At 71.2% G+C, this 23,958-nt stretch carries 23 protein-coding genes and 1 pseudogene; 13 read left to right on the top strand and 11 right to left on the bottom strand.

Annotated features, from left to right (window positions below):
* Window positions 1–301: 301 nt before the first annotated feature.
* Complete coding sequence (locus N4G70_RS13640; protein ID WP_261712861.1) at window positions 302–1,477, top strand: PP2C family protein-serine/threonine phosphatase; 1,176 nt, start codon at window positions 302–304, stop codon at window positions 1,475–1,477.
* A 45-nt stretch (window positions 1,478–1,522) separates the two neighbouring features.
* On the opposite strand, the gene N4G70_RS13635 is transcribed toward N4G70_RS13640, so the two are convergent.
* Together N4G70_RS13635 and N4G70_RS13630 are read right to left on the bottom strand one after the other, a co-directional pair.
* Window positions 1,523–1,918 (bottom strand): DUF2267 domain-containing protein, encoded by a 396-nt coding sequence (locus N4G70_RS13635; RefSeq protein WP_261712933.1) that lies wholly within the window; start codon window positions 1,916–1,918, stop codon window positions 1,523–1,525.
* A gap of 181 nt (window positions 1,919–2,099) precedes the next feature.
* Entirely contained in the window at window positions 2,100–2,531 is a 432-nt protein-coding gene (locus N4G70_RS13630) for an Hsp20/alpha crystallin family protein (RefSeq protein WP_261712860.1), read from the bottom strand.
* 322 nt (window positions 2,532–2,853) lie between these two features.
* Here N4G70_RS13630 and N4G70_RS13625 point away from each other — a divergent pair, with 322 nt between their 5' ends.
* Window positions 2,854–3,567, top strand: a complete 714-nt coding sequence (locus N4G70_RS13625; RefSeq protein WP_261712859.1) for a LysE family translocator — start codon at window positions 2,854–2,856, stop codon at window positions 3,565–3,567.
* 161 nt (window positions 3,568–3,728) lie between these two features.
* On the opposite strand, the gene N4G70_RS13620 is transcribed toward N4G70_RS13625, so the two are convergent.
* Window positions 3,729–4,256 (bottom strand): DUF4396 domain-containing protein, encoded by a 528-nt coding sequence (locus tag N4G70_RS13620; RefSeq protein ID WP_261712858.1) that lies wholly within the window; start codon window positions 4,254–4,256, stop codon window positions 3,729–3,731.
* 220 nt (window positions 4,257–4,476) lie between these two features.
* Window positions 4,477–4,638 (bottom strand): hydrophobic protein, encoded by a 162-nt coding sequence (locus tag N4G70_RS13615; RefSeq protein WP_261712857.1) that lies wholly within the window; start codon window positions 4,636–4,638, stop codon window positions 4,477–4,479.
* Window positions 4,639–5,234: 596 nt separating this feature from the next.
* Between N4G70_RS13615 and N4G70_RS13610 the strand changes: the two genes are divergently transcribed.
* The 4 genes from N4G70_RS13610 to N4G70_RS13595 all read left to right on the top strand — a co-directional run bounded on the left by N4G70_RS13610 (window position 5,235) and on the right by N4G70_RS13595 (window position 8,604).
* The gene (locus N4G70_RS13610; protein ID WP_261712856.1) at window positions 5,235–6,065 is read left to right on the top strand and encodes a hypothetical protein; all 831 of its coding nucleotides are present in this window, start codon (window positions 5,235–5,237) and stop codon (window positions 6,063–6,065) included.
* A 264-nt stretch (window positions 6,066–6,329) separates the two neighbouring features.
* Window positions 6,330–6,953, top strand: coding sequence for a GNAT family N-acetyltransferase (locus tag N4G70_RS13605; protein WP_261712855.1), 624 nt, complete (start codon window positions 6,330–6,332; stop codon window positions 6,951–6,953).
* 447 nt (window positions 6,954–7,400) lie between these two features.
* Entirely contained in the window at window positions 7,401–7,958 is a 558-nt protein-coding gene (locus N4G70_RS13600; RefSeq protein WP_261712854.1) for a hypothetical protein, read from the top strand.
* A 112-nt stretch (window positions 7,959–8,070) separates the two neighbouring features.
* Complete coding sequence (locus N4G70_RS13595; RefSeq protein WP_261712853.1) at window positions 8,071–8,604, top strand: hypothetical protein; 534 nt, start codon at window positions 8,071–8,073, stop codon at window positions 8,602–8,604.
* Window positions 8,605–8,668: 64 nt separating this feature from the next.
* Here N4G70_RS13595 and N4G70_RS13590 read toward each other — a convergent pair whose 3' ends face one another.
* From N4G70_RS13590 to N4G70_RS13580, 3 genes are all read right to left on the bottom strand, one after another.
* Complete coding sequence (locus N4G70_RS13590; RefSeq protein ID WP_261712852.1) at window positions 8,669–9,991, bottom strand: MFS transporter; 1,323 nt, start codon at window positions 9,989–9,991, stop codon at window positions 8,669–8,671.
* On the bottom strand, window positions 9,988–10,929 hold the full coding sequence (locus N4G70_RS13585; RefSeq protein WP_261712851.1) for a RimK family alpha-L-glutamate ligase: 942 nt from the start codon (window positions 10,927–10,929) through the stop codon (window positions 9,988–9,990). The genes N4G70_RS13590 and N4G70_RS13585 overlap by 4 nt, the downstream gene beginning before the upstream one ends.
* A gap of 237 nt (window positions 10,930–11,166) precedes the next feature.
* Window positions 11,167–11,835 (bottom strand): DUF4097 domain-containing protein, encoded by a 669-nt coding sequence (locus tag N4G70_RS13580; RefSeq protein WP_261712850.1) that lies wholly within the window; start codon window positions 11,833–11,835, stop codon window positions 11,167–11,169.
* Between the two features lie 255 nt (window positions 11,836–12,090).
* Between N4G70_RS13580 and N4G70_RS13575 the strand changes: the two genes are divergently transcribed.
* Together N4G70_RS13575 and N4G70_RS37015 are read left to right on the top strand one after the other, a co-directional pair.
* Complete coding sequence (locus N4G70_RS13575; protein ID WP_261712932.1) at window positions 12,091–12,612, top strand: hypothetical protein; 522 nt, start codon at window positions 12,091–12,093, stop codon at window positions 12,610–12,612.
* Between the two features lie 106 nt (window positions 12,613–12,718).
* Window positions 12,719–12,793 (top strand): annotated as a pseudogene (locus N4G70_RS37015) (cupin); the annotation flags it as partial.
* Window positions 12,794–12,899: 106 nt separating this feature from the next.
* On the opposite strand, the gene N4G70_RS13570 reads toward N4G70_RS37015, so the two are convergent.
* Window positions 12,900–13,760 carry a UbiA family prenyltransferase gene (locus tag N4G70_RS13570; protein ID WP_261712849.1) on the bottom strand — a complete coding sequence of 287 codons (861 nt, stop codon included), beginning with the start codon at window positions 13,758–13,760 and terminating at the stop codon, window positions 12,900–12,902.
* Window positions 13,761–13,805: 45 nt separating this feature from the next.
* On the opposite strand from N4G70_RS13570, the gene N4G70_RS13565 reads away from it, so the two are divergent.
* The 4 genes from N4G70_RS13565 to N4G70_RS13550 all read left to right on the top strand — a co-directional run bounded on the left by N4G70_RS13565 (window position 13,806) and on the right by N4G70_RS13550 (window position 16,973).
* Window positions 13,806–14,945: a type III polyketide synthase gene (locus N4G70_RS13565; protein WP_261712848.1), complete on the top strand. Its 1,140-nt coding sequence runs from the start codon at window positions 13,806–13,808 to the stop codon at window positions 14,943–14,945.
* Window positions 14,946–14,953: 8 nt separating this feature from the next.
* The gene (locus tag N4G70_RS13560) at window positions 14,954–15,469 is read left to right on the top strand and encodes an isoprenylcysteine carboxyl methyltransferase family protein (protein ID WP_261712847.1); all 516 of its coding nucleotides are present in this window, start codon (window positions 14,954–14,956) and stop codon (window positions 15,467–15,469) included.
* On the top strand, window positions 15,466–16,497 hold the full coding sequence (locus N4G70_RS13555) for an NAD(P)/FAD-dependent oxidoreductase (RefSeq protein ID WP_261712846.1): 1,032 nt from the start codon (window positions 15,466–15,468) through the stop codon (window positions 16,495–16,497). Before N4G70_RS13560 ends, N4G70_RS13555 begins: the two co-directional genes overlap by 4 nt.
* Before the next feature lie 206 nt (window positions 16,498–16,703).
* Complete coding sequence (locus N4G70_RS13550) at window positions 16,704–16,973, top strand: hypothetical protein (RefSeq protein ID WP_261712845.1); 270 nt, start codon at window positions 16,704–16,706, stop codon at window positions 16,971–16,973.
* Window positions 16,974–17,077: 104 nt separating this feature from the next.
* Here N4G70_RS13550 and N4G70_RS13545 read toward each other — a convergent pair whose 3' ends face one another.
* Together N4G70_RS13545 and N4G70_RS13540 are read right to left on the bottom strand one after the other, a co-directional pair.
* Complete coding sequence (locus tag N4G70_RS13545; RefSeq protein WP_261712844.1) at window positions 17,078–17,329, bottom strand: DUF5133 domain-containing protein; 252 nt, start codon at window positions 17,327–17,329, stop codon at window positions 17,078–17,080.
* A 350-nt stretch (window positions 17,330–17,679) separates the two neighbouring features.
* Window positions 17,680–18,510, bottom strand: coding sequence for an SGNH/GDSL hydrolase family protein (locus tag N4G70_RS13540; protein ID WP_261712843.1), 831 nt, complete (start codon window positions 18,508–18,510; stop codon window positions 17,680–17,682).
* A 274-nt stretch (window positions 18,511–18,784) separates the two neighbouring features.
* On the opposite strand from N4G70_RS13540, the gene N4G70_RS13535 reads away from it, so the two are divergent.
* The gene (locus tag N4G70_RS13535; RefSeq protein ID WP_261712842.1) at window positions 18,785–19,099 is read left to right on the top strand and encodes a hypothetical protein; all 315 of its coding nucleotides are present in this window, start codon (window positions 18,785–18,787) and stop codon (window positions 19,097–19,099) included.
* Here N4G70_RS13535 and N4G70_RS13530 read toward each other — a convergent pair.
* Window positions 19,056–23,933 (bottom strand): DNA repair ATPase, encoded by a 4,878-nt coding sequence (locus N4G70_RS13530; RefSeq protein WP_261712841.1) that lies wholly within the window; start codon window positions 23,931–23,933, stop codon window positions 19,056–19,058. The genes N4G70_RS13535 and N4G70_RS13530 overlap by 44 nt on opposite strands.
* Between the last annotated feature and the right edge of the window lie 25 nt (window positions 23,934–23,958).

The raw sequence follows: 23,958 nt of genomic DNA, 5'->3' as shown, positions 1-23,958 counted from the left end.
ACCACCGACCGCCGGGCCGCTGGCCGCCGGCCACCGCCGCCAGTCACCGGCCGCCGGTCCCGGTCGCTGGTCACCGGCCTCTTGGTCATCGTCGCCTACGGTGAACCCAACCGCATCCCGCATGGTCTCCAACTGCCGTGCCCGTGATCAGAGTTGACGCAACGAGGCCGCAGCCCTGCCACACAGGATCCACGCCGGTCAACCTCATTTGAAAAGGGCACCTGATCAGGGAGTCGCGGACTTGCGGGGTGAGGTCGGCGAATCCCGGGGAATGAGAGGCGACAGGTGATGGGAGGTTGCCATGGGTGGTAGAGATCTGGAACTGGGCGAGCTTCTGGCAGCTGCGGAATCCGCGCCGCCCGGGGAGTCGGTCGGCGTCATCGCCCACGACCTGCGCAAGCGCTTCGGCGCGGAATGTGTGGCATTCCTGTTCGTCGACCTCGTGGGGCAGCGGCTGCTGCGCCTGAGCGCGCCCGCCGAGGGAGGGTGGGCGGACCCCGCCGAGCAACTCGATCTGCAAGGCAGCGTCTACGAGACCGTGCTGCGTCGGCAGCGCCAGCACGTGGAACCGGACGGCCAGGGCGGCCGACGCGTGATCTCGCCGGTGACCAATCGCGGCGACTGCATCGGTGTGCTGGAAGTGACCTTGCAGTACGCCGACGACGCCGTGCTCGGACAGATCAGCGAGGCGGCGCACGCGCTGGCGTACATCATCGTGACGGACCGCCGCTTCACCGACCTCTATCACGTGGGGCGGCGCACCACCCGGACCAGCCTGGCCGCCGAGATCCAGCACCAGCTGCTCCCGTCGGCCTCCTGCTGCGAGGCCCCTCAGTTCACCCTGGCCGCAGGGCTGGTCCCGGCCGACGACATCGGTGGCGACACCTACGACTACACGCTGGACCGGGACACGCTGCACCTGTCCATCACCGACGCCATGGGGCACGACACCGATTCCGCCCTCCTGGCCACGCTGGTCACAGCCGCGCTGCGCGGCTCTCGCCGAACCGGCTGCGACGCCCTCCACCAGGCTCAGCGCGCCCACGAAGCCCTGCTGGCCAGCGGTCGCGGCCTGGCCACCGGACAACTGCTCTGCGTCCGCCTGGAGACGGGCATGTGCGAACTGGTCAACGCGGGACACCCCTGGCCCCTGCGCCTGAGGGCGGGTGCTTCCGAGGCCGAGGAGGTCGAGCTCGCCGTGAACCTGCCGTTCGGCGTGGCGGCGCCCACCTCGTACCAGCTCCAGAACCTGCGACTGCACCCGGGTGATCGTCTGATCCTGCTCACCGACGGCATGCAGGAACGTGGCGCCGCAGCCGTCGATCTGCCCTCCCTGGTACGCGACACCCGGTCCTCCCACCCCCGGGAGGCCGTGCGCGTCCTGACGTCGGCGGTACTGGACGCCTGCCGAGGCAACCTCAAGGACGACGCCACCGTCGTCATACTGGACTGGCACGGCAGCACCCCGCGTGACTGACCGCTCTCGTCGATCGTCGGTGCCGCTCGGATAGGCGCGATGTCGTCAGGTCCGCTGGGGGCGGCCGAAGAGGAGGTCGTACCCGGCGGGGAGCTGGAGCAGGATCTGTTGCATCAGCGCATCGCCCGCCGCGTCGGCCGCGGTGCTGAGCACGGCGCTGACGTCCCAGGCCGCGGTTGCTTCGGTGGCCCCCTCGATCCAGGCCGCGGTGGCCCGTACGAAGCGCTCCGGTGAGAGCGGTTCGGCACTTTGCAGCGGGTTGAGGAGGATCAGGGCGAAGGTTTCCGGCAGACGTGCTGCCAGCTCGGCCCGTACGCTGCCGACCAGGTGGGCGCCGAGCAGGGCGAGAACGACACGGGCCGCGCGGTCCGCTTCCTGAACGCTCTTGTAATCGCCGCGTTCCTTGACCTGGTCGAGGAACGCCTCCCATCGCAGGGTCACACCAGCCACCGCCTCTCCGGGCCCGATGTTCTCTTCGCTCTCTCGTTGCGCGATCCATCCGGGGTTCCGGGGTTCTCCCGGTCCGAGGGGTGCGGGACGGGCCGGGCGGAGACCAGGTGCCCGCCCCGCGCCCTCGCGTGACCCCCGGGATCTCTCCGGCGTGCTTCCCGGGATGGCTGGTTCAGCCGGAGATCTCCTTGCGGGTGGACTCTCCGCCGACGGAGATCTTGCGGGGCTTGGCCCGTTCGGCGATCGGGATGCGCAGGGTGAGGACGCCCGCGTCGTAGTCGGCCTCGATCCGCTCCGTGTCGAGGGTGTCGGCCAGCACGAGCTGGCGGGAGAACACGCCCAGCGGCCGTTCGGAGAGCTCTATCTGGGCGTCGTCCGACTTGGTCACGGGGCGGCGCTCGGCCTTGACGGTCAGCATGTTCCGCTCGACGTCGATGTCGATCGCGTCCGCGCTGACGCCTGGAAGATCGAAGGCCACCACGTACTCGTCGCCCTCCCGGTAGGCGTCCATCGCCATCGCCGAGGGGCGCGTCCAGGTGCCTGCACCGGTCAACTGCTGGGCGAGCCGGTCGAGTTCACGGAAGGGGTCAGTGCGCATCAACATCGCGAAACACCTCCAGAAGGCTTGGGTTGGACCCGCCAATGCGCTTCACTGCCACCGTTGTAGCACGTCATCCAATGGATGACAAACCCCCTTGTCGTCTATTGGACGACGTGACGTATGAGGGTGTTTTGTGGCAGTAGCGGCCGATCTCCGTCTGGTCCATGCCTCCTCGACGTTCACCGCCGGTCCGGGTTCGGATCGCGTGTGGCGGGGCAGGCGTGAGGGGCCGGTGCCGGAGCGACGTCTGCACCGCTCGCCTCGCCCCCTGGGTGAACTGGCTTGCTGTGGACGGTCGTTGAGGGGATGAACGGACGGAGAGCGGATGACGGTCGACCTCGTCGGATTCCTCGGTGTGGTGCTGGCGGCGTACGTCGTGCCCGGGCCGGACTTCCTCGTGGTGCTCCGGTCGGCGACCGAACACCCGGCGAAGGGCCGGGCCGCCGGCCTCGGCGCTCAGGCCGGACTGTGCGTGCACATGCTCGCCGCCGCGACCGGCCTTTCGCTCATCGCCGCGCGCTCACCCGTGGCGTACGACGCCATCAAGCTGCTCGGCGCGGCCTATCTGGTCCACCTCGGCGTCCGGGCCGTACTGGCCGCACGCCGGGCCGCCGCCCGTCGGCGTTCCGCCGGGGGAGCGCCCTCGGTCTGCCTGACCAAGCGTCCGGGGTGGGAGGAGTCCGCGAACGCAGCCCCAGCCTGCGGGCGGGAGGAGTCCACGAACGCAGCCCCGGCCCGAGGCCGTTGGTGGTCCGGCTTCCGTCAGGGCCTGCTCACCAATGTGCTCAATCCCAAAGCGGCGCTGTTCTTCCTCAGCGTCTTGCCGCAGTTCGTCAACGGGAGCGGGTCGAGGAGTCGGCAGATCTTCCTCCTCGGCACCTTGGACATCCTCATGGGTGTCGGCTACTGGTTTGCCCTGGTCGCCATGGCCACACGCTTGCGCGCCCTCCTGGACCGCCCCGCGTTCCGCCGACGCCGGGAACTGGCAACCGGCTGGTTGTTCATCGCGATCGGCATCGGCGTCGCGGCGACCGCCTGATGTCGTGGTGTTGCCGGCAGGTGTCGTCGACGGCCTCCGCTCGGAAACGTTCCGGACCCTTCAGGGGTCCCTTCCGGACCCTGAGGACGCGCCAGTAGACGCGGCCGGGGCGCCCCCGCTGTCACAGGGGCGCCCCGGCCGAGCCGTTGATGGCGGTGGCGTCAGTGGTAGGCGTGTACGGCGGCGTGGCCCTTGCCCCGGCCGATCATCCACTTGTTGACCGGGGTGGTGATCAGGAAGGCGATGACGAATCCGCCGAGCAGCGAGGTCCAGAACAGCGTCTCGTCGAGATGGGCGTCCATCGCGCCGGGGACGAGGGCGATGATGCCGTTGTCCACCAGTTCCATCACCACGATGGAGACGGTGTCCGCGGCGAGCGCGACCTTGATCGCGGTCTTGAAGTCCAGGCCCGCCCTGCGGATCCCGAACAGGGTGAGGGAGTAGCCGAAGACGAACGCCAGGATGATCGCCAGGACCATGGTGGCGGCGTTGCCCCACATGAGGGCGGTACCGACGGCCATGCCGAGGATCTCGCCGATGGCGCACCCGGTCAGGCAGTGCACGGTGGCCTGCGCCGCCATCCTCCAGGACGTTCCGCCGTGCCCGGCGTGGTCGTGTTCGCCATGCCCCGCGTGCTGGTGCGCGGCGTGGTCGTGCGCGGTGCCGGCGTGATGCGTGCCGTGGTCCATGACCTTCATCCCCAATCCCGTCAGTGGGGTCCGTTCCCCGCCCCACACCACGGACTATATACCCCTGGGGGGTATCGCGTCACGATGTTTCCAGGGCGGGCGGACAAGTCGTCGGGGTAGTCGTGGGGCGTTGGTGGTCGGCTGGACATGACACAGGTGGGCTCCCCGCCTCAACCACTCGGGCGGGGAGCCCACCTGCGTATGGGTACGTAGCCGGCGTCTACCAGCGGTACCAGCGTGCGCTGCCTGACTTCGGGCGGGCGATGAACCCGACGAGCCAGACGACGAGCACGATGACGGCGATCCACCACAGGGCCTTCAGCGCGAAGCCCGCGCCGAAGAGGATCAGAGCCAGGAGAAGAACGAGAAGCAGGGGAACCATAGTTATCAACCTCCGAGCCATCGAATGCCCTGCCGCGCCCCGACCACACGGCTACGACCTGCCTGTTTACGGAAATCTTGGCCGGGCATGCGGTTTGGTCCCCGCGTTGCCGGCACCCACCTGGGACGGACGGGCCGGGCCCGCCGCCGCGGGACGCGGGGGCGGAGGAAGGATCAATCGGGTCTCGCGTGAGGGGTCCATCGCGGCCCGCGTCCGGCCCTCGGGCCGCTGCCTCGCTGCCGTAGCGAGGTCGTTCCGTGCCTGGACCCACTGGCTCGGTTCGGGGCATTCTGGGGCTATTGGCCCGTCCCGCTTGCCGTCCGGGTGGGCCTGGGAGGGGGAGCGGCGTGCATGACCGTATGGGGAAACCTCGGTGGCCTGTTACGCCCGAGCAGTTCGACCGGCAGGCCCGCGCGGTCCTGCGGGCCGCCCGTTACGCGGCTCGGGAGCTGCGGCGAAATCCGCTGGACCCGGAACGAAAGGCCCGGGCCTTGGGGGTGCTGGTCGGGCAGACACGGGCGATGGCGGGAGTGGATTCGCCCGTAGGGCTTCATGCGCCCGGGGAGTCCCACGTGCCCGGGGAGTCGCACGCGTCCATGGGGCACAGCGCGCCCACCGCATCCGGCCCGACCGACGTGCCCGGACGCGCACCCCTTGGCCCCGTTGGCCCCGTCGGCCTCGCAGCCGAGGAGGAGTTGGTTCGCAACTCCCTCAAACTAGCCCTGCACGTGCGGGCGCACAGCTGGGCGGCGGCCGACCTCGGGCCCCTCGGCGTGCGCGGCCGGTCCGACGTACAGCAACTCGACGTACGACATCTCGGCGAGCGGCCGTCAGGTGCACAGCATTCAGGTGACCAGTATTCAGGTGTACAGCATTCAGGCGAGGTCCAGATGGCCGACGCCATCGACGTGCTCGGGCGGTTGATGCTTCCGAACGCCGCGCCCGCCGGCTGGGCGGCCACCCTCGTCACCGATCTGGCCCGCGGCGACAAGACGCTGGAGGCAGGGGTCAAGCTGGGGAAGTACGCCTTCCACCCCACCTTCCTGGCCCTCGCGGACGACGCGAGCCGGATTGTCGGCGAGGCCGTGCACCATATTCATGTGCACCGTCTGCATGAGCTGGTCGACGTGGTGCGAGACTGCGTCGGTATCGCCCAACACCCCGCTCCGGAAGTGGAGTTGACGTCCGCAGCCGACCTCGCCACGAAGGGTCTGGAACCCCCGGCGCCGTCAATCACCCCCTCGCGCGTCCGGCGCGGTCCGGGTAGGCGCCGCCGCGTAACCGGGCGCAAGGGCGGGCGGGCCCCGGATCCCGTACATCTGGATGAACTCGACTGGACAGCCTGGGAGTTGGACACATCAGGTGTTCGCAACGTTTCGGAACCGGTGAGTGTTGCGGAAGAGACCCCCTTCGACTTCGGCATTTAGGGCGCCGACGGACCCCGGCCCGCCATCGCGAGAGGTCGATGTCACCAGCCGCCCCGGCCGCACGTCCTTCCACGTCACCCTGTCGCGGTGAGCCTGTCTGGGTAGGCGGCGGATGGTCGGCTGCCTCCGCCTGGTTCGGCGCGGGCTGGGTGGGCCCGGGTTGGCGTGGTGCGGGCTGGGGCGGTGTGGCCCGGGTTGGCGCGACGGGCCCCCGGCCCCGGCGAGTCTTGATCGCTTCCGAACCCGTTCATTAGGTTGGCCGGCATGGCCCAGCACAGATCCCTGCCCTGGCCACCGGCCCCGATCAGGACCGAGCGGCTGGTACTCCGCGAGACCGAGGTCCGGGACCGCGCGGCCGTCATCGAGCTGAACGCCTCGCCAGAGGTGGGCACTTACCTCGGCGGCCCTCGGCCGCGTGCCGAACTCGAACGCAAGGTGCCCGAGGTGCCCGGGAGGCGCCCGGGCTTCTTCGTGGTCGAGCTCGACGGAACGACGATCGGCACGATCCAGCTCGACCCCCAGGACCTTGAGCGTCCCAAGCACCGCTTGGCGGCCGGGGAGACCGAGCTCGGGTACCTGTTCCTGCCGGACACATGGGGACGCGGTTATGCCACCGAAGCATGCGCCGCGGCACTGGACTGGTTCGCCGGTATGCTTCCGGGTGAGCCGGTGGTGCTCTACACCCAGACCGCCAACGTCCGTTCGATGCGCCTGGCGGCGAAACTCGGGTTCACCGAGGTGGAGCGGTTCGAGGCATACGGCGCCGAGCAGTGGTTCGGCGTCCTCCGTGCAGCCGGCTCCCGCCCGGCGGGGTTCGCGAGGGAAGCCGAACCGTCCTCCTCCGATCCGGATGCCACACAGTTCCCGGGTGCCGGTCCCCGCGGATGAGGGTGTGACGGCACCCCCTCCTCCTTGGGCGCTCCCACGGACCGGTGAGCCGTGGTCGCGCCGTCCCGTCACGTTCGCGGTGACGCGACTCCTTGTTCTGGGGAGCCGCGAGGAGCACGATGGGAAGCGGAGGCAGAGCGTCCGTATGGGGCGGAGGTGACTGCCGTACAGCTATGGGAGCCGTGTGCGATCACGACTCTCCCGACTTAGCCCACCCTCGCGGACGTCAGGGTGATCCTGCGGGGCGAGGAGGGGCGGTCCCGTCCCGTGCCGGGCGCGCCGTCGGCGGACGACGGCGCCAGCGATGGAGAAGAAGGTCCGCGATACGACATCCGTAGGTCTTGGTGTGTGTCCACCCCTGGGTGAGGGTGCGGCCGCGGGCCCCGCGTGAGGGCGTCGGCCGGGCTCGCGGGGCCGCGCCGGGCCGGCCAACGAGCGGAGGACTCGATGTCCCTCACCGTCATCATCATCATTGTCGCCGTCGCGCTGGTGCTCATCGCGTGCGCGGTGGCAGCGCGCGTGGCCATGGCGCGCCGCCGCAGACTGCAGGAGCGGTTCGGCCCCGAGTACGAGCGCACCGTAGAGGCGCAGAACAGTCGTCGGGCCGGCGAGCACGAGTTGCGCGAGCGCCAGGAACGCCACGACGCGCTGGACATCAGGCCCCTGCCCGCCGAGGTCCGCGACCGCTACTCCCTGGACTGGGCCCGTGTGCAGGAACAGTTCGTCGACCGGCCCGACGACGCGGTCCACGACGCCGACCGGCTCGTCACCACGCTCATGGGGGAGCGGGGCTATCCGACCGAAGGCTATGAGCAGCAGCTCAAGGATCTGTCGGTCGAGCACGGTCGGACGCTGGAGCACTATCGCGCCGCCCATGACGTCAATGAACGAAGCAGCAGTCATCAAGCGACGACGGAGGAGCTGCGCGGCGCGATGGTGCACTATCGCGCGCTCTTCGAGGAGTTGCTCCACAACGGGGACCAGCCGGGCAAGAGCGCGGCATGACCTCGCCGACAACGGCGGCACAGGTGCGGCGGGTTCGCTTCGGCGGACACCGGCCGGGAAGCGTGGCCCGCCGCGGTGCGGGACCGACAGACATACGGATGGATGTGTAGAGATGCGCAACGCCGAAACACCCCGACCCGATGACGGCGGCCCTCTGTCGACGGAGGACCTGGCTGGTAGCGGGCGGCAGGACATCGAGAGCGAGTCGTCGGAATTCGCCGAGACCCCACCGGCGTACCCCGGGGAGGCCACCAGCAGCCCGGAAGAGCGGGAGGGCGACGTCCGGCAGGAGCCCCTCGACGAGCCCGGGGACCGGGCGACCGACGAGCCCGTCGACGAGCCCGCCGATGAGACAGGCGACAGGGGAGCGGCCGACGAGAACGAACCGCTGCTGGGTGCGGAGCAGGAAGAGTTCCGCGCGAGGTGGCAGCAGATCCAGAGTCGATTCGTCGATGACCCGAAGGACTCCGTCAACGCGGCCGACCAGTTGGTGGCCGAGACGATGCAGGCCCTCGCCACGACCTTCTCGTCCCACAAGCGGGATCTCGAAGGCCAGTGGCATCGGGGTGAGGAGGTTCCGACGGAGGATCTACGGGTCGCACTCCAGCAGTACCGCTCGTTCTTCAATCGGCTGCTCAGCACCTGAGCGCCCGGCTGGGCGGAGCCGGCCCCCGGGTCCGGCCCCCGGGTCCGGCCGTCAGGTCCGGCCGTCAGGTCTTTCCGATGGCCCGCAGGGCGCTGCGGGTCGGCCGTAGGAGCAGCGCGGCCCATGGCCGGGTGTGCCGCTGACCGCGCAGGCCCACGGTCATCGCGGCCGCGGCCGAGGCAAGGCCGCCTACGGCCAGCCCCGCCCGAGGGTGCGCGACGGTGGAGATCCAGCCGATCAACGGCGCGGTGAGCGGTGTGGTGCCGAGGGAGGCGAGTGTGTACAGGCTCATGACCCGGCCCCGTATGGCGTCGTGCGTGCCCAGCTGGAGCGCGGACTTCGCGGCGGTCATGAACAGGATCAGTACCGCGCCGGTGGGCACCAGCATCACCAGAAAGGCCGCGTGGCTCGGCGTCGTGCTCGTGACGACTTCCAGGACGCCGAAGCCGAGCGCCGTGCTCACCAGGTAGCCCGGTCCGCACGGACCCCGGCGCGCGGCCACCACGGAGCCGGTGACCGCGCCGGCCGCGAAAGCGGTGGAGCCGAGGCCGAAGGCGACGGGCGAGGTGTGGAAGACGTCGCTCGCCATCAGCGCGGTGGTGATCTGGAAGTTCATGCCGAACCCGGCCACCACCCCGACCAGGACGAGCGGCGCCCCGAGATCCGCCCGGCCCCGTACGTAGCGCAGCAACTCCCGCACCTGGCCCTTGGGGCGCCGGGTCGGCACGGGGGCCGTGTCCGGATCCTGCTGCCTCGGTTTCATCCTGAGCAGGGCGGCGACCACGACCAGGTAGGAAAAGGAGTTGAGGAAGAACGCGGGGGCGACGCCGAAGACGCCGATCACCGGGCCGGTCAGGGCGGGGCCCGTGATGCGGGCGAGGTTGAACACCGCGGTGTCCAGTGCCACCGCGTTGGGAAGGTCGGCGGTGGGCACGGTCTGGGCGATGAACGACTGCAACGCGGGCTTCTCGGCGACCAGGGTCAGCCCCATCGCCAGCGCCAGGGCGTAGACGGCGGGCAGGCTCACCGCATGGGTCAGGGCCAGAATTCCCGGCAGCAGGGAGACCAGACACAGCACCGACTGGGTGATGAGCAGGATCCGCCGCAGCGAACAGCGGTCCGCGAGGACCCCGCCCCAAGGACCGAAGAGCAGCAGCGGCAGGAACTGGAGCGCCGTGATCACGCCGAGCGCCGTGCCGTCACCGTGCGACAGATCGAGGACCAGCCATGCCTGCGCCACCTTTTGCATCCACGTCCCGGTGTGGGAGGCGAGTTGGCCGACGGTGAGCAGCCTGAACTCCCGGTGCCGCAGTGACCTGAGCATCCGCCGGCTGTTGTCGCCGTCCGCCGAGGCGCGATGGCCAGGGCCCTCGACGGTCTGCGTCACCTGCCCGAGCGCAGCCGCGCATCGCAGGCCTCGGCGATGGCCGGCACGATCTGATGCAGGTGTTCACGCCATCCGACATTGGCGTTCACCTCGCAGATCGTGAAGCTGCCGTCCGGCTCGAAGAGCAGGTCCACCCCGGCGACTCCGAGCCCCAGCACCTCCGCCGCCGCGACCGCCAGAGCCTCCCCGGCCGGGTGCAGTCCGGTGCAGGGCGTGGAGGTTCCGCCCAGTGCCAGGTTGGACTTGAGCCCGCCGTCGGCCGCCACCCGGACCTGAGCCGCGACGGCCTTCCCGCCGACGACGACCACCCGCAGGTCCCGCCCGTGCGAGTACCGCACGTACTCCTGGAACAGGTAGGGCGCGTCCTCGTTGAGGCTGCCCTGGATGTCGTGCAGCATCGCCGTGTCGCGGGCCAGGAAGACACGGCGCCCGCGATGACCTCGTACCGACTTCACGACACAGGGCTCCGGCACCCCCGCCCGCAGGACGTCGGTCATCGACGCGTCGACGTAGCTGAGGGTGTCGGGCACCGGCAGCCCGGCGACCGCGAGTTGTTGCAGGTGCCAGAACTTGTTCACGCAGGCGAGCACGGCGTCGATCGGGTTCAGCAAGACCGTGCCCATGGCCTCCAGATGCCGCAGCAAAGTGATCTCGCGGTCCGTGGAGAGTCTGGGTGTGGACAGGCGCGCATAGGCGAGTTCCGGCGGCGCGACGGGGGTTCCCCGCAGGTCACGCAGTGTCAGACGCCCGTCGGACACGCCCAGTACGAGCTCGCTGGTGCGGACCACCGCACTGCGGTCGCCCAGAACGCGCTCGAAACCGCCCACCAGTTCGGCGGTGATCCGATCCTGGTCGAGCCCACCGCCAAGGAGCAGCCAGAACGGAGTGGCCGCCCGACACTCGGAAAAGTCCTTGGCCAGGGCTTCGGTTACGGTCATCAAGGCGCTCCTCAAGACATCATCGGCCACCGAACCTGTCCGGTGGCCCGCGCGGATACCGCGTCGCGTGGCACCCTCAACGGGCCACCGGACACCTGTCGTCGACAGGTGGACCACAGTGCCATTGAGTAATCGGAAAACCTGCCAATTCGCCCAAATGTGGCCGTGTTCCCATGACCGCGTTCAGCGTCGCGATCACCGGTCGCCCACACGGCGACCTCCGGCCGCCACCGTCGTTCAGAGGCTCCGGGCGGTGATGTCGCCGTACGAGGTGGTCGCGTGGATGCTCAACTCGGCGGCCGGGCCCACAGTGTTGCTGAGGGCGTTGTCGATGCGGCCGTAGGTGGTGCCGGCGTCAAGGGTGGCGGATGCCCCTCGCGCGGCGCCGACCGCGATCGTGCCGGCCTCCGTGCGCAGGGTGACTTTGCCGTGTACGGCCTCGGCGATGCGGATGTCGCCCTTGGCGACGGTGATCTCGCTGTCCCCGGCCAGCCGGCCGACCGAGACGTCCCCGGCGTGGACGGTCAGACGCAGGCTCGCGGTCTCGTCGAGTTCGACCGTGCCGTGCGCGCCGTCGAAAGCGACGTCGCCGAGGGGGCCGACGGCGCGGAGCTCGGCGGCGCCCGCCTTCCCTTCGATACGCGACCCCGAGGGCAGCTCGACCGTCACGTCGAGGGAGCCGGGGGAGGTGAAGTACTGGTTCTTCGCCGGGGCCTCGACCCGGAGGACGCCGTCGCCGTAGACGACCGTGGTCTGCTCCGCTGCCCGCACATCGCGGCTCTTGGTGGCGTCCGCGGGCTGAACGTCGACCGAGAGGGCCGCCCGGTCGGCGGCGACGATCCGAACGCGTCCCGCGGGGATCGTGAGGATGGCGGTGACCGGGGTGGTGGTGTCGAACTTCTGCATGGTGTGCTCCCGCGACTGGTTGTCTTCGGCCTCTTGCGCGGCTGGTCGCCGCGTCGATGGACAGAGAATGCGCGGGGCGGGTTTCAGCCGGGCCTTAACGGGGTTTCAGCGGGCTTCAGTCAGTGCCCCAGCTTTGGATCCGCCCGGGCTGAAGGGTTCGGGCGATTCCTGCCACGCCGCGAACATCCCGGCGCCTACGATGGGGGACACGGGGCCCGCGCCTCAATACCCGCCCAGAGGGAGGCAGTTGTGGCGATGCCGCTGGATGCCGAGGACGGACACCGCCCGGACTATCCGCCGAAGACCCCGCCTCCGCCGAAGCGGCCCGTCGAGCCGCCCCGCCCCGAAGGGGCCGCGCCGGCCGGCCCCGTACCGATGCGGCCGCGGCTGTCGACACGGATCGCGAACCGCAGGGCAGCGAACTGGGTGCTGGAAAACGCCCCCTGGGCGCCCGCGAAAGCGGCCGGCCACGTGAACGCGAAGCTGGCGGAGTGGGGTTACCGCCCGACCGGAGCCAAGGCCGACGACATCACCGCCGTGACCGAGCTCCTGGCCCTCGCCGCCCTCAAGGACGGGGGCAGGCGCATCAGCCTGCACCTCGCCGACCAGGACCACCAGGCCCTCATCCTGGTCCTCTCCCACCAGCGGAACCACGCGCAGGCGCCAGGCGGAGAGGATCTGCTGCGCCGAGTGACGAGCCTCGGGGTGGTCTCGTGCGGCACGGACACCGACGAGGGGGACGGCGGCTGCCGGCGATGGGCAGTCACGGACTTGTGACGATGGGCAGTCACGGACTTGTGGAGGGAGTCCAGGGATGCGGTGTCGCCCACCACCCCGGCGCCGTTCGTCGTGCCCTCCACGGCCTGGAACGCGGCCTGTTCAGCCTACGGTCGGTGACCGGCACGAGGAGATCCCGGCGCATGTCGACGCGACGACAGGGCACGCACTCCGCTCTTGAGCGGCTACGGGTGCTGCGGGCGGCCGGGGCTGGTATATGGGCAACTGCCGTTCTCGCGGCGGTAGTTGACGTGGGGCGGCCCTCTCCGGGTGGCGTTTTGGCCGGCTCACGCCATGTCCGCGCCGCGCAGCAGAAGCAGCGCCACGGCGATCGTGCTCCCGATGATCGCCGCCCGGAACGGCCATCGGCTCCCGCTCGCCGTGGGCAGGGCCGTACCTGAGGCCGTGACGGCCGCCGCTGCCGCGCCCAGTGCCCAGTCGGCGGGCCCCGCCGCGCCGGGCGGACCCGCGATCAGTACGCCCAGCGCCGCGAGGGTGACGAGCGGGGCCAGTACGCGGCAGGCCGGGGGGCCCAGGCGCTGGGGGAGGCCGCGTACCCCGGACGCGAGGTCGTCGTCGATGTCGGGCAGGACGTTGACCACATGGGCCGCCACGCCGAGGAGGGCGCCCGCCGCCGGCGCCCACCAGGCAGGCCAGACCGAGGGGCGCAGGCCCAGGGTGACGAAGGCCGGCAGCGAACCGAAGCCCACGGCGTACGGGATCGGCGAGAGCACCGTGCGCTTGAGGACCAGGTTGTAGGCCCAGCCCGCTGCCACCCCCGCCACATGGACCGCTCCCGCGGCGGCACCGCTCAGCAGGGACAGCGGCACGCACAGGGCGAGAGCCGTACCGGCCGCGGCGGCGGCCGCCCACGGCGGCAGCTCCCCGGTGGCCACGGGTTTGTCGCGGCGCCCGCAGGCCGTGTCCCGGCGGGCGTCGGCCGCGTCGTTGCACCATCCCACCGAAAGCTGGCCGGTGAGCACGGCCGCGGCCACGGCCGCCGAACCCGCCACCCCGCGGCCGGCTGTCACGGCCAGCGCGGTCACGAGCACGGTCACGGCGACCGCGGGCTCCAGGTGACAGGCGCGCAGCAGCATCGGGACGCGGCGTGGCGCGGAGGAAAGGGCACCGAGCGGGTGGAGAGACACGAAGGGACGTTAATGGAGCATGCGGTACGAGGAAGGCATGCCGACATGCGTGTCCCTGTGGTCGTCAACGAGATTCCCGCCCCCTCCACCGCGCCGTGCCGCACCTCTCCGCCGGGTACGACGACGATCGCCGCGGTCCGCACGGCCCTGCCCGCCCACCGGTACGCCCAGGACGACCTCACCGAGCCGATCGGCGACCTGTGCCTGGGGCCGGGCGCCGAGCGCGGAGTGCTGCGTCGTCTGCACGCGTCGGCCGGTGTCCGTACGCGCCATCTCGCGCTGCCGATCGAGCGGTACGCCGACTTGGGCGACTTCGGGCGCAGCAACGACGCCTGGGTGACCGTGGGCCTCGAACTCGGTGAGGAAGCCGTCTCGGGCGCGCTGCGGGCATCCGGGCTTCAACCGGCCGACGTCGATCTTCTGGTGTGCACCTCCATCACCGGGATCGCCGCCCCCTCACTCGACGCCCGCCTTGCCGGACGGCTGGGGCTGCGGCCCGACGTCAAGCGGCTGCCCGTGTTCGGCCTGGGGTGCGTGGCGGGCGCGGCGGGACTGGCCCGGGTGCACGACTACCTGCGCGGACATCCCCACGACACGGCCGTACTGCTCAGCGTCGAACTGTGCTCGCTCACACTCCAGCAGCGCGACGCCTTCCGCGCCAACCTCGTGGCCGGCGCCCTGTTCGGTGACGGCGCGGCCGCACTGGTCGCACGCGGCGACGCCGGCGCCGGTGCGGCGACGGGCACGTCCGGGCCGTCGGTGGTCGCCACCCGCAGCCACCTGTACCCGGGCACCGAACGACTCCTGGGGTGGGACATCGGCGCCAGTGGATTCCGGGTGGTGATCGACGCCGGTGTCCCGGCCATGGTGCGGGACCACTTCGGCCGACATGTGCGTGCCTTCCTCGCCGAACACGGGCTCACCACCGACGACATCGGGACCTGGATGTGTCACCCGGGAGGACCCAAGGTGCTGTCCGCCGTGGCCGACTCCCTCGGCCTTCCCGGCGACACCCTGGACGCCTCCCGGCGCTCCCTCGCCGCGGTGGGGAACATGTCCTCCGCGTCCGTGCTGCACATTCTCGAAACGACGTGGCAGGACCACCAACCCGAGCCCGGCACCTGGGGGTTGCTCACCGCTATGGGCCCCGGGTTCTGCTCCGAACTCGTCCTGCTCCGGTGGTGAGGGATCCGATGCACTGGTACACGTTGCTCGTTCTCGCCGTCGTCGCCGAACGCGTTGCCGAACTGGTCGTCGCACGCCGCAACGCGAACTGGACCCTCGCCCGCGCCGGCGTGGAACACGGCCGGGGCCACTACCCGGTCATGGTCGTCCTGCACACGGGCCTGCTCGTCTGCTGTCTCGCCGAACCCGCCCTCGCCGACCGGCCGTTCGTGCCCGCCCTGGGATGGCCCATGCTGGCGCTGGCCCTTCTCGCGCAGGCCCTGCGCTGGTGGTGCATCACCACACTCGGCCCGTACTGGAACACCCGGGTCATCGTCATCCCGGACACCCGTCTGGTCGCCACCGGCCCGTACCGGTTCCTGCGCCACCCCAACTACGTCGCCGTCGTGGTGGAGATCTTCGCGCTGCCGCTCGTCCACACCGCCTGGCTGACCGCGGCGGCGTTCACCGCCGCCAACGCCCTGCTGCTCGCGGTACGCATCCGCTGTGAGAACAGCGCCCTGGCCGGGGCCGTTGCGGCGTGAACCGTTGCCATGACCTGCTGATCGCCGGAGGCGGGCCGGCCGGACTCGCGACCGCCCTGCACGCGGCACGCGCCGGCCTCGACGTGGTGGTGGCCGAACCCCGCCCGGCGCCCGTCGACAAGGCGTGCGGAGAGGGCCTGATGCCCGGCGCCGTACGCGCACTCGGCGCGCTGGGCCTGAACGTTCCCGGGCTGCCGATCACCGGAATCAGCTATGTGCAAGGGCCGCTTCGGGCCCAGGCGGAGTTCCGGGAGGGCCCCGGCCTCGGCGCTCGCCGCACCGGGCTGCACGGCGCCCTGCACCAGGCCGTCATGGACGCGGGAGTTCCCGTACTGCCGCTGCGCGTCGGCGAGGTGGAGCAGGACGGCACGGGCGTGACCGTGCCCGGCACCGGACTGCGCGCCAAGTGGCTGGTCGCCGCGGACGGGCTCCACTCGCCGCTCCGCCGTTCCCTCGGCCTGGACATGAGAAGCGCCACGGCGCCCCGATACGGGCTGCGCCGCCACTACGCGGTGGCGCCCTGGTCCTCGTACGTCGAGGTGCACTGGGGACCGCACGGAGAGGCGTACGTCACCCCCCTCGGCCCCGAACTGGTCGGCGTGGCACTGCTGACGTCCCGGCGGGCCCCCTACAGTGCCCAGTTCGCGGCCTTCCCCGAACTGGCGGCCCGCCTTCCCGAATCGGCGGCGGTCACTTCGGTACGCGGAGCGGGTCCGCTGCGCCAGCGGTCGCGGACCCGCTGCCACGGGCGGGTGTTGCTCGTCGGTGATGCGGCGGGGTACATCGACGCGCTGACCGGAGAAGGCGTCTCCCTCGCCCTCAGCGCCGCCGAAGCCCTGGTCCGCAACGTCCACCGCGGCACCCCCGGCCGCTACGAGGACGACTGGAGCCGGGTGACCCGCCGCCACCGCCTCCTGACGGAGCTGCTGGTCAGGACCCGTCGGCACGCCACACTCGCCCCGCTCATCGTGCCCGCCGCCACCCGGCTGCCCCGCGTCTTCGCGGCAGCGGTGAACGCGCTGGCATGAGGCACGGGCTGCTCAGACCGGGCGCGTGAGCACGACAAAGCGGGGTAGGCGGGGGCTGCTGGGTCGGGGGAGGGTCAGGACGCCTGGGGAGGTCGATGGACCCTCCTCTTACCGCGAGACCCGGCCCCCGCTTGTCCGCGTACTGCCCGCCGAGTCGTGAGGGTCGTGCCCGGGGCGCCGGGTGTGCCCGCTTATGATCGGCGACCGTGGCGCACACCTCCGAGGAACTCGTCGAGATGCACCGCGCGGTTGAGGCCGCGCACGCCCAGGCGGAGAGCCTGCGGGCGCAGTACGGGCCGCCGGGAACCCGTCCGTGGTCGGCGCGGCAGTCGCAGACGTACGAGACGGCGTGGCGGGCATGGCGGGATCTCGCGCGAGACATGCAGGCGGCCGTCACCGCCTATGCGAACGACCATGGCGAGGGCCGGCAGGACGTCGAATCCCGGGTGAAGAAGGCGGCAGGGCGCCCGGGGTAGGGCGGCACGGCTTCTGGGGGAGGAGCACGGCTTCCGGTCGTCGATCAGGCTCTGCCCGGAGCCGAAGTCGGAGCCGGAGCGTGATCCGAAGATCCAAGAACCCGTTACGCGGCGAGATCCGCCTGGTCCATGGCCACACCCGCGGGGCTCTGGCAGCTGCTGCTCGCCGCGAGGAGGAGGTCGGCAGCGGCGATGGCATCCTCCACACAGGTCGTCGAGGTCGCGGCGCAGAGCGCGTGGACGACGTCGTCGATCTCCCTGGCCGCGGACGCGCTTTTGGTCTGCGCCTGAGTGATGCGGGCCTCGGCGTAACGCGCAAGGAGAATCCGTAGAGTCTTCGGATGGGGTTCAAGCACCGCGGCACGCCCTCTCGTCACAGCTATTGGTTAGCGCATTCCCACTCGTTCGGTCTGTATGCATGGCCAAGGCCGCCCATGCCGACCCCGTGACCGAGGCGGCCCGTCGGCGGGCGGCCGAGCGGGGACGGAGGGGCAGCCCTCGGCCGTGACCATGCGAAGGAAGGTAGTGCAGGGAGCGGCGGTATTGCGGGATCCTCCCTGTATGTCGCCCAGGGCGGGAATCAACGCCCAGGCACACGACGAGCGCTCTCCGGCGGCCCTGATGGGTGATGGGCGTGCCGGAGGTCGTCTCGGCACGGAACGGCAGGGCCACGCAACGCCCTCTCCCGAAACCTTCTCGCCGAACGTCACACGCCGCGGTGCGCGCCCGCGCGTGGGGCGAGCCCGGTGAACTCGGGGAGGTAGCCGTGCTCCTGACCGTCGGTGGTGGGGTGGTAGGACTCGCTGACCGGGAGGGTGAGGGGGTGGATCCACGGGGAGGTGGAGCAGACACCGTGTTCCGCGAAGCGCCGGGTGACATCGCCGAAGGTGAAGCCGTGCTGGGCGGCCCGCTGGGACATCACACGGTTGATGACATCCACGGCGGCGTTGAGCGTGGCCTGCTTCGGCTCGGTCATGCCGCGCGCGCAGGTGCGGTGCGGGGCGAAGAGGTGGGGGTAGCCGAGGACGACGACATGGGCCTTGGGTGACTTCTTCCTGATGGCGCCGTACGTGGTGTCCAGCGCGGCAGGCAGGGTCTTCTCGATGTACGTACGGGCCTGGGCCACCCTGCTCAGACAGGCGTCGTCGCCGTTCAGGGAGCAGACCGTCATCACATCGGCGAAACCGGCGTCGTTGGCGCCGGCGGTGATGCTGACGAGGTCGGTTCCCTCGTTCAAGGGCCCCAGTTGGCTGGTGAGGACATCCCGGCTCGTCGCTCCGGAACAGGCCGTGAAGTCGAAGCGCCTGGCCGGGTGGGCGGCGGCCCAGAGCTGCGCGTAGGAGCGGGCGCTGCGTCGGCACGACCCTCCGCCCCGGTAGTCGCCGGCGCCCAGACCGGAGGAGTAGGAGTCGCCGAGAGCGACATAACCGCCCTGGGGCGGTGCCACGGCCTGCGCGGCCGCTACGCCGCTTCCGGTGAGCAGCAGCGCCGACAGCAACATGGTGAGCCGCAGCGAGCGGCGGGGGGTGAACGTCATGGTCCGCACAACGAGGCGGGCCCGGCGTGGGTGCGGCGGCCTCGGCCATCCGGTGCACCGGCCCGCCGGGGTTCCGCCCGGGCCACCGTGCTGCACACCGTAGGCACCCGGGCCGAGGCTTCTTTCAGGTCCCGCGTTGCGATGGCGCCGATCGGTGGAACGGGACCGGCCGGCGGTCTCCTTCGGCAGAGATGCGGCATCCAACTCCCGACGGACCCGCCCGGGCGCACAGCGGCACCGCCCGTATAGTGACGGGACCTTGAAGGGGGGCGGCATGGATCAGGTGGTGAAGCGGCGTCCGGTGCTGGGGAGACTTGCGATCGCCGCCGTCTGTCTGGCGGCTCTGGCGGGGGCGAGCTGGTGCCTCGGTCAGGCGGTCGGTGCCGAGTTTCCGCGGCGCCCGCTGTGGGATCTCGGAGACGCCGGCCCGTGGATCGCCTCGTGGGCACGGGGCGTCACCTCCGGGTCCTGGATGGCGGCGCACGTCTGTCTGACGCTGATCGTTCTCGGTCTGGCGGTGGAGTGCCTGCGGTGGGCCGTGGGCGTCATCCGCGGGAGTGGCGGACGCCGGGGCCGCGCGGCGTCCTGAGGCCGGCGCGGGTGATGGCGGATTCGATGGCGGCGAGGCGGTCCGCCAGCAGGCCGAGCGCGGCCACCGCGTGCGTGAGCGGGTCGCCCTCGGGGCCGCCGAGCGCCTGGGTGCGTACGTGAACCGATGTGATCTCCGTCCAGCGGGCGGCCTGCTCGGCGGTGAGGGTGCCGCGCAGCTCGGCCAGTTTGAGTAGGTTGGACTCGGCGCCCGTGGTCAGGGTCTGGGCCTCGCTGGTGTAGTGGTCGTCGATGAGCGCGGAGAGTTCGGTGTCGTTCATGACGGGGTCGATCCGCGCGACGATCTTGTTCATGTTCCGGTACGAGCCCTGGAGTTGGAACGGGGGCTCCGTGCGGGTGCTGTCGGACTGGGCGGCCGAGGCGATGTAGGCGGCGTTGACCGCGAGGACGGTGGCCCGGGCGGTGAGCAGGTGCCGCAGCACCGCCAGGACGCGGTCGAGTTCGGCCGGGCCATAGGGATGGGTGAGCCGGTCGGCGCGGGCGGCCGGGTCACGGGCTGCGAGGCGTACGAGCAGGTCGAGGTCGGCGCGGTCGCGGCCGGCGAGCGGGGCGAGGACGGGGTGGGAGGTGAGCGCGTTCTCGACGAAGCTCAGCGCGAAGACGTCCTCCTTGCCGGTCAGCACCTCGCCGAGGTTCCACACATCGGCCCGGTTGGCGAGCATGTCGGGGATGTGGAAGCGCTGCCCGGACTCGGTGTACGGGTTGCCCGCCATGCAGACGGCGAAGCGCTTGCCGCGCAGGTCGTAGCCGCGGGTGGCGCCATCCCGGACGCCCTCCATGCGACGAGTCGTGTCGCACAGCGAGATGAACTTCTGGAGCAGCTCCGGTGAGGTGTGCTGGATGTCGTCGAGGTGGAGCAGGGTGTTGTTGCCCGCCTCCAGAGCGAAATTGAGCTTCTCGACCTCCTGGCGGGCGGTGGCGTTGGGCGCCTCGGCCGGGTCGAGCGAGGTGACCGCGTGGCCCAGAGCCGGGCCACTGACCTTGACCAGGACCAGGCCGAGCCGGTCGGCGACGTACTCCATCAAGGTCGTTTTGCCGTATCCCGGCGGGGAGATGAGCAGCAGCAGGCCGTTGCTGTCGGTCCGCCTGGTGTCGCCGGTGGTGCCCAGCTGCTTGGCGAGGTTGTCGCCGATGAGGGGGAGGTAGACCTCGTCGACGAGGCGGTTGCGGACGAAGGACGACATGACCTTCGGCGTGTACTCGCTCAGCCGTAGACGGGCGCGTTCGGCGGAGACGAGGGCGGTGCGCCGGTGCTGGTAGTCGCGGAACCCGGCGGAGTTCCGCTCGATGAACTCGCCCACTCTGGCGAGGAGTTCATCGATGCGGACGGTCAGGGACCGGGTCCGGGTGATGCGGGGGTGGGTTCCGAGGAGTCCCTCGACCGTTGCCGTGACGTCCGCGTCGGAGTCGTAGCGGACGAGGTCCGGGCAGAGCTCGACGGCCACCGCCTCCGCGAGATCGCCGTCGTCCAGAGGCTCACCCGAGGCCGTGGCATAGGAAGTCAGCCAGGCTTCGACGAGCTGGCGCCGGTCCGCCGCCGACGTGAGGGCGGCCAGGTCGTCGTCGTACGCCGAAGTGCCCACCGAGCGGCGGAACTTGTCGATCAGGGTGCGGGCCGCCGCGCTGGTGACGAAGCCGTCGGGGGCGCGGGTCAGCTCCTCGAAGAGGTACTCGGCCGCCTGCGCGGAGCCTTCCATGGCGAGGGCCAGTTCGGCGCACAGGTCGTTGATGGCCGGGGTGAGGCCGAAGGCGGCACGGGCGCGGGCCAGCGAAGCCGCGCGGCGGGTCCAGGCCGCGCGGTCCGCGTTCGTCGTGCGGTGGGCCCAGAAGAGCTGGGCCTGGGCGCGGGCCGAGGGCGGATGGCGGAGCAGGCCCGCGCTCTCGTGCAGCCGGAGAAGGGTGCTCAGGATCAGGGTGGCGTCGTGGTCGTGGACGCCGCGCTCATACCCTTCGTCGTACGCGGCCTCGGCGGCGGCGCGGACGAGCGCGGGCAGATCGGCGTCGGCCAGTGCGGCCGGGCCGTGCTCGGTCAGCAGCCGGACGGCGAGGTACTCGGCGCGGTAGACGTCCCCGTTCTCGGACGGCAGCGTCTGGCCCCAGAAGGGGCGGGTGGCGGTGAACGCGGGGTCGGTGACGGGGGAGCGGTAGTCGGTGCCGGTGACCGCGAAGGCCAGGCCGTCGCCGTGCGGCACCAGGGTGAGATCGAGGGGCTGGGTGTTGACCGCGAACGCGTGCCGGCCCAGACGCACGGTCCGGCCGCCGTCGGAGTACAGCTCGGTGCGGTCGCGCAGCGCCCGCCCGGCTTCCTGGCGGGCCGCCTTGATACGCCCCTCCAACTCCTCGGCCCGTACCCGGTCGCCGAGTTCGCGCAGTTCCTCGGCGGTCCGGCGGACCTTGGCGACCATCGGGTCGGAGGCGAAGTAGGTGTTGACCGCGTCCGTGTCGTCGAGTCCCGCGAGGCGGCGGGCGATGGTCTCCAGGACACGGACCGCCGAGTCGGCCAGGAGTTCCGCGCGGCGGGCGCGGGCGTCCTGAAGGGTCTGCTTGCGGGCCGAGAACGCCTCGTACACCTCGGCGCGCCGGGCGCCCAGATCGGTGAGAGAGGACTCGGACTCCGCGAACCGGGACTCCAGGTTCTCCAGCCGCAGCAGGAGCCCCGCGAGCTGTTCGTCGCAGCTCTCCGGTGAGTCGGCGGCGGCGAGGGCGGCGGTGACGGACTGCCCCAACAGGGCCATTTCCGCGTCGAATTCGGCCCGCCCCTCCTGGGCCTGGAGATCGCGGCGGCGGGCGTGCAGGGTGGCGCGGGCCCGGTTGACGGCGCCGAGAACGTCCGCGATCCGCTCCAGGACGCCGGTGCGGACGGTGGCGTCACCCACGTCGAGGCCGGTCACCACCTCGGTGACGGTCCTCAGGTGATCGGTGTGCGTGTCGAGCCGCTCGGCGACCGGGACGGCGTCGGCGACCGTGGCGATCCCCTCCGCCTGCGACGTCAGCCGCTCGATGTCGAGGTGGTGGTCGGCGAACGCGTCCTCGCGTGCCAGGAAGGCCACGGCGCGCTGGGCGAAGGTGGTGATGTCGGCCGAGAGGTCCGCGGCCAGGGCGTCGATACGCAGGGCGTCGACGTAGCGCAGTTCCTTAAGGGTGATCAAGTGGCCCTGCGCGCGCCGCAGTTCGGTGAGCCGCGCCACCCAGTCGGCGGCGGCGCGGGGAGCCTCGCCGCGGACGCGGCGTACCAGAGAGGTGATCTGCGCGGCGGCCCCGTCCAGTGCGTCGCAGGCCTGCCGGGTGAGAGCCTGGACGGTCTCGAACTCGGCCAGGACCTGCTCGGCGGTGGTCCGGATCTGCCGCAGCGGCCCGAGCAGGTCACCCACCGCCGGCTCACCGAGCCAGTGGTGCTGGTCCATGGCCCGGGTACAGCCGGCGAGGAGTGACTCGTACACCCCGGTCGTGGGCGCGGCGGTGGTGACGATCGTGCGCGCGACGGACAGGGAGTCGGAGATGCCGCGCACGAGGTCCGCGTTGCCGATACGGGCCAGCGCGCCCTCGCCGGCCGGGTGGGCGGCGGCGTAGGTGTCGGAGACATACGGAGAATGCCAGCGCTGCACCGGGTGGACGCGGCCCGGCTCGGCGTCGGCCCCCGCGGGGTCCGCGCGCAGCACCACGAGCGTGCCGTCGTCGAAGAGCGCGTACCCGTGGCAGGACAGCGGGGTGGTGACCGTCCGGCGGATCACGTTGTACGGCAGGAGCAGGCTGCGGCCCTCGGCGTGGGCGTGGAACGCGTACAGCACGTCCTCGCCGTTGGGGGAGCGCAGCATCCGCTCGAACTCCAGGCCCTCGGTGGCGGTGTCGAAGGTCTTGGAGTCCCCGGTGACGAGGTGATAGCCGCCCGGGAAGACGATCCCCTGGTCCTCGGGCAGCCGGTGGCAGGCCTGCCCGATGCCGTCGAGGCGTACGACCGTGCTGGTGGCGCGGGTGAAGACGAGGTGGCGCCACGCCTCCTCCCTGTACGGGCGCACCCGGAGCAGGATCAGCCCTCCCACATACGCGTACTCGATGTCCGCGTCGGCCAGCGACTGCAACGGCTCCTCGACCGGTTCGGAGTGGATCCCCTCGCCCGTCTCGGTGTCGTCCTCGACCTTGACGGTCAGGGCGCCGCCGACCGCCGAGACGAAGAGCTCGCCGCCCACGCGGACATGGGGGTGCCGGCCGAGGACGTGGTCCTCGCGCGTGGCGGCGGTCCACGCGAAGTCGTGGGAGGGCGGGAAGACATGGTTGCGCTCGCCCCGGGCGTCCAGGAAGGCGGCCCGGCCGTCCGCGTCCAGGGCCCAGCGCAGCACACGGATGTCGCCGCCGGTCTCCCCGGTCCGGAAGACGGCGAGCAGCTTGCCCTCCACATGGCGGAGCCGGAGGAGGCGCGCCTCGCGGTAGTAGCGGTACAGGGCGGTGAATTCGCGGACGAAGGCGGGGTCGTCGAGCAGCCCGGGGACGGCGTCGTCGGGCAGCCGTGTCAGGTCGCGGTCGTGGAGCGCGAAGACATCACCCACCGCCGTCCCGGAGGTGGGGTCGAGCGCCTTGGTGGAGCCGAACAGCAGGTGGCCGCCGACCGCGACGATGTCACGGGGTACGCAGGGCTCCTCGGTTCGGAGCTGCTCGGTGGCGACGAGGGACAGCTCGGTGGAGCCGAACTCGTCGGCGCGGCGGGCGTTGAGCGCCTCGGCCCGGCGGGCCAGTTCGGCGGCCTGCGCGGCCAGACGGTCCCGCAGCACCTCATGGGTGCCCGCGTCCACGGGGGACGAGGGGGACGTGCTGTTCATCGTGGGGCTCCCTGCGAATGCGTAA

The organism is Streptomyces sp. ASQP_92 (genome assembly GCF_025399895.1).
Taxonomy (GTDB): domain Bacteria; phylum Actinomycetota; class Actinomycetes; order Streptomycetales; family Streptomycetaceae; genus Streptomyces.
This window is presented reverse-complemented; position numbering and strand designations above follow the sequence as displayed.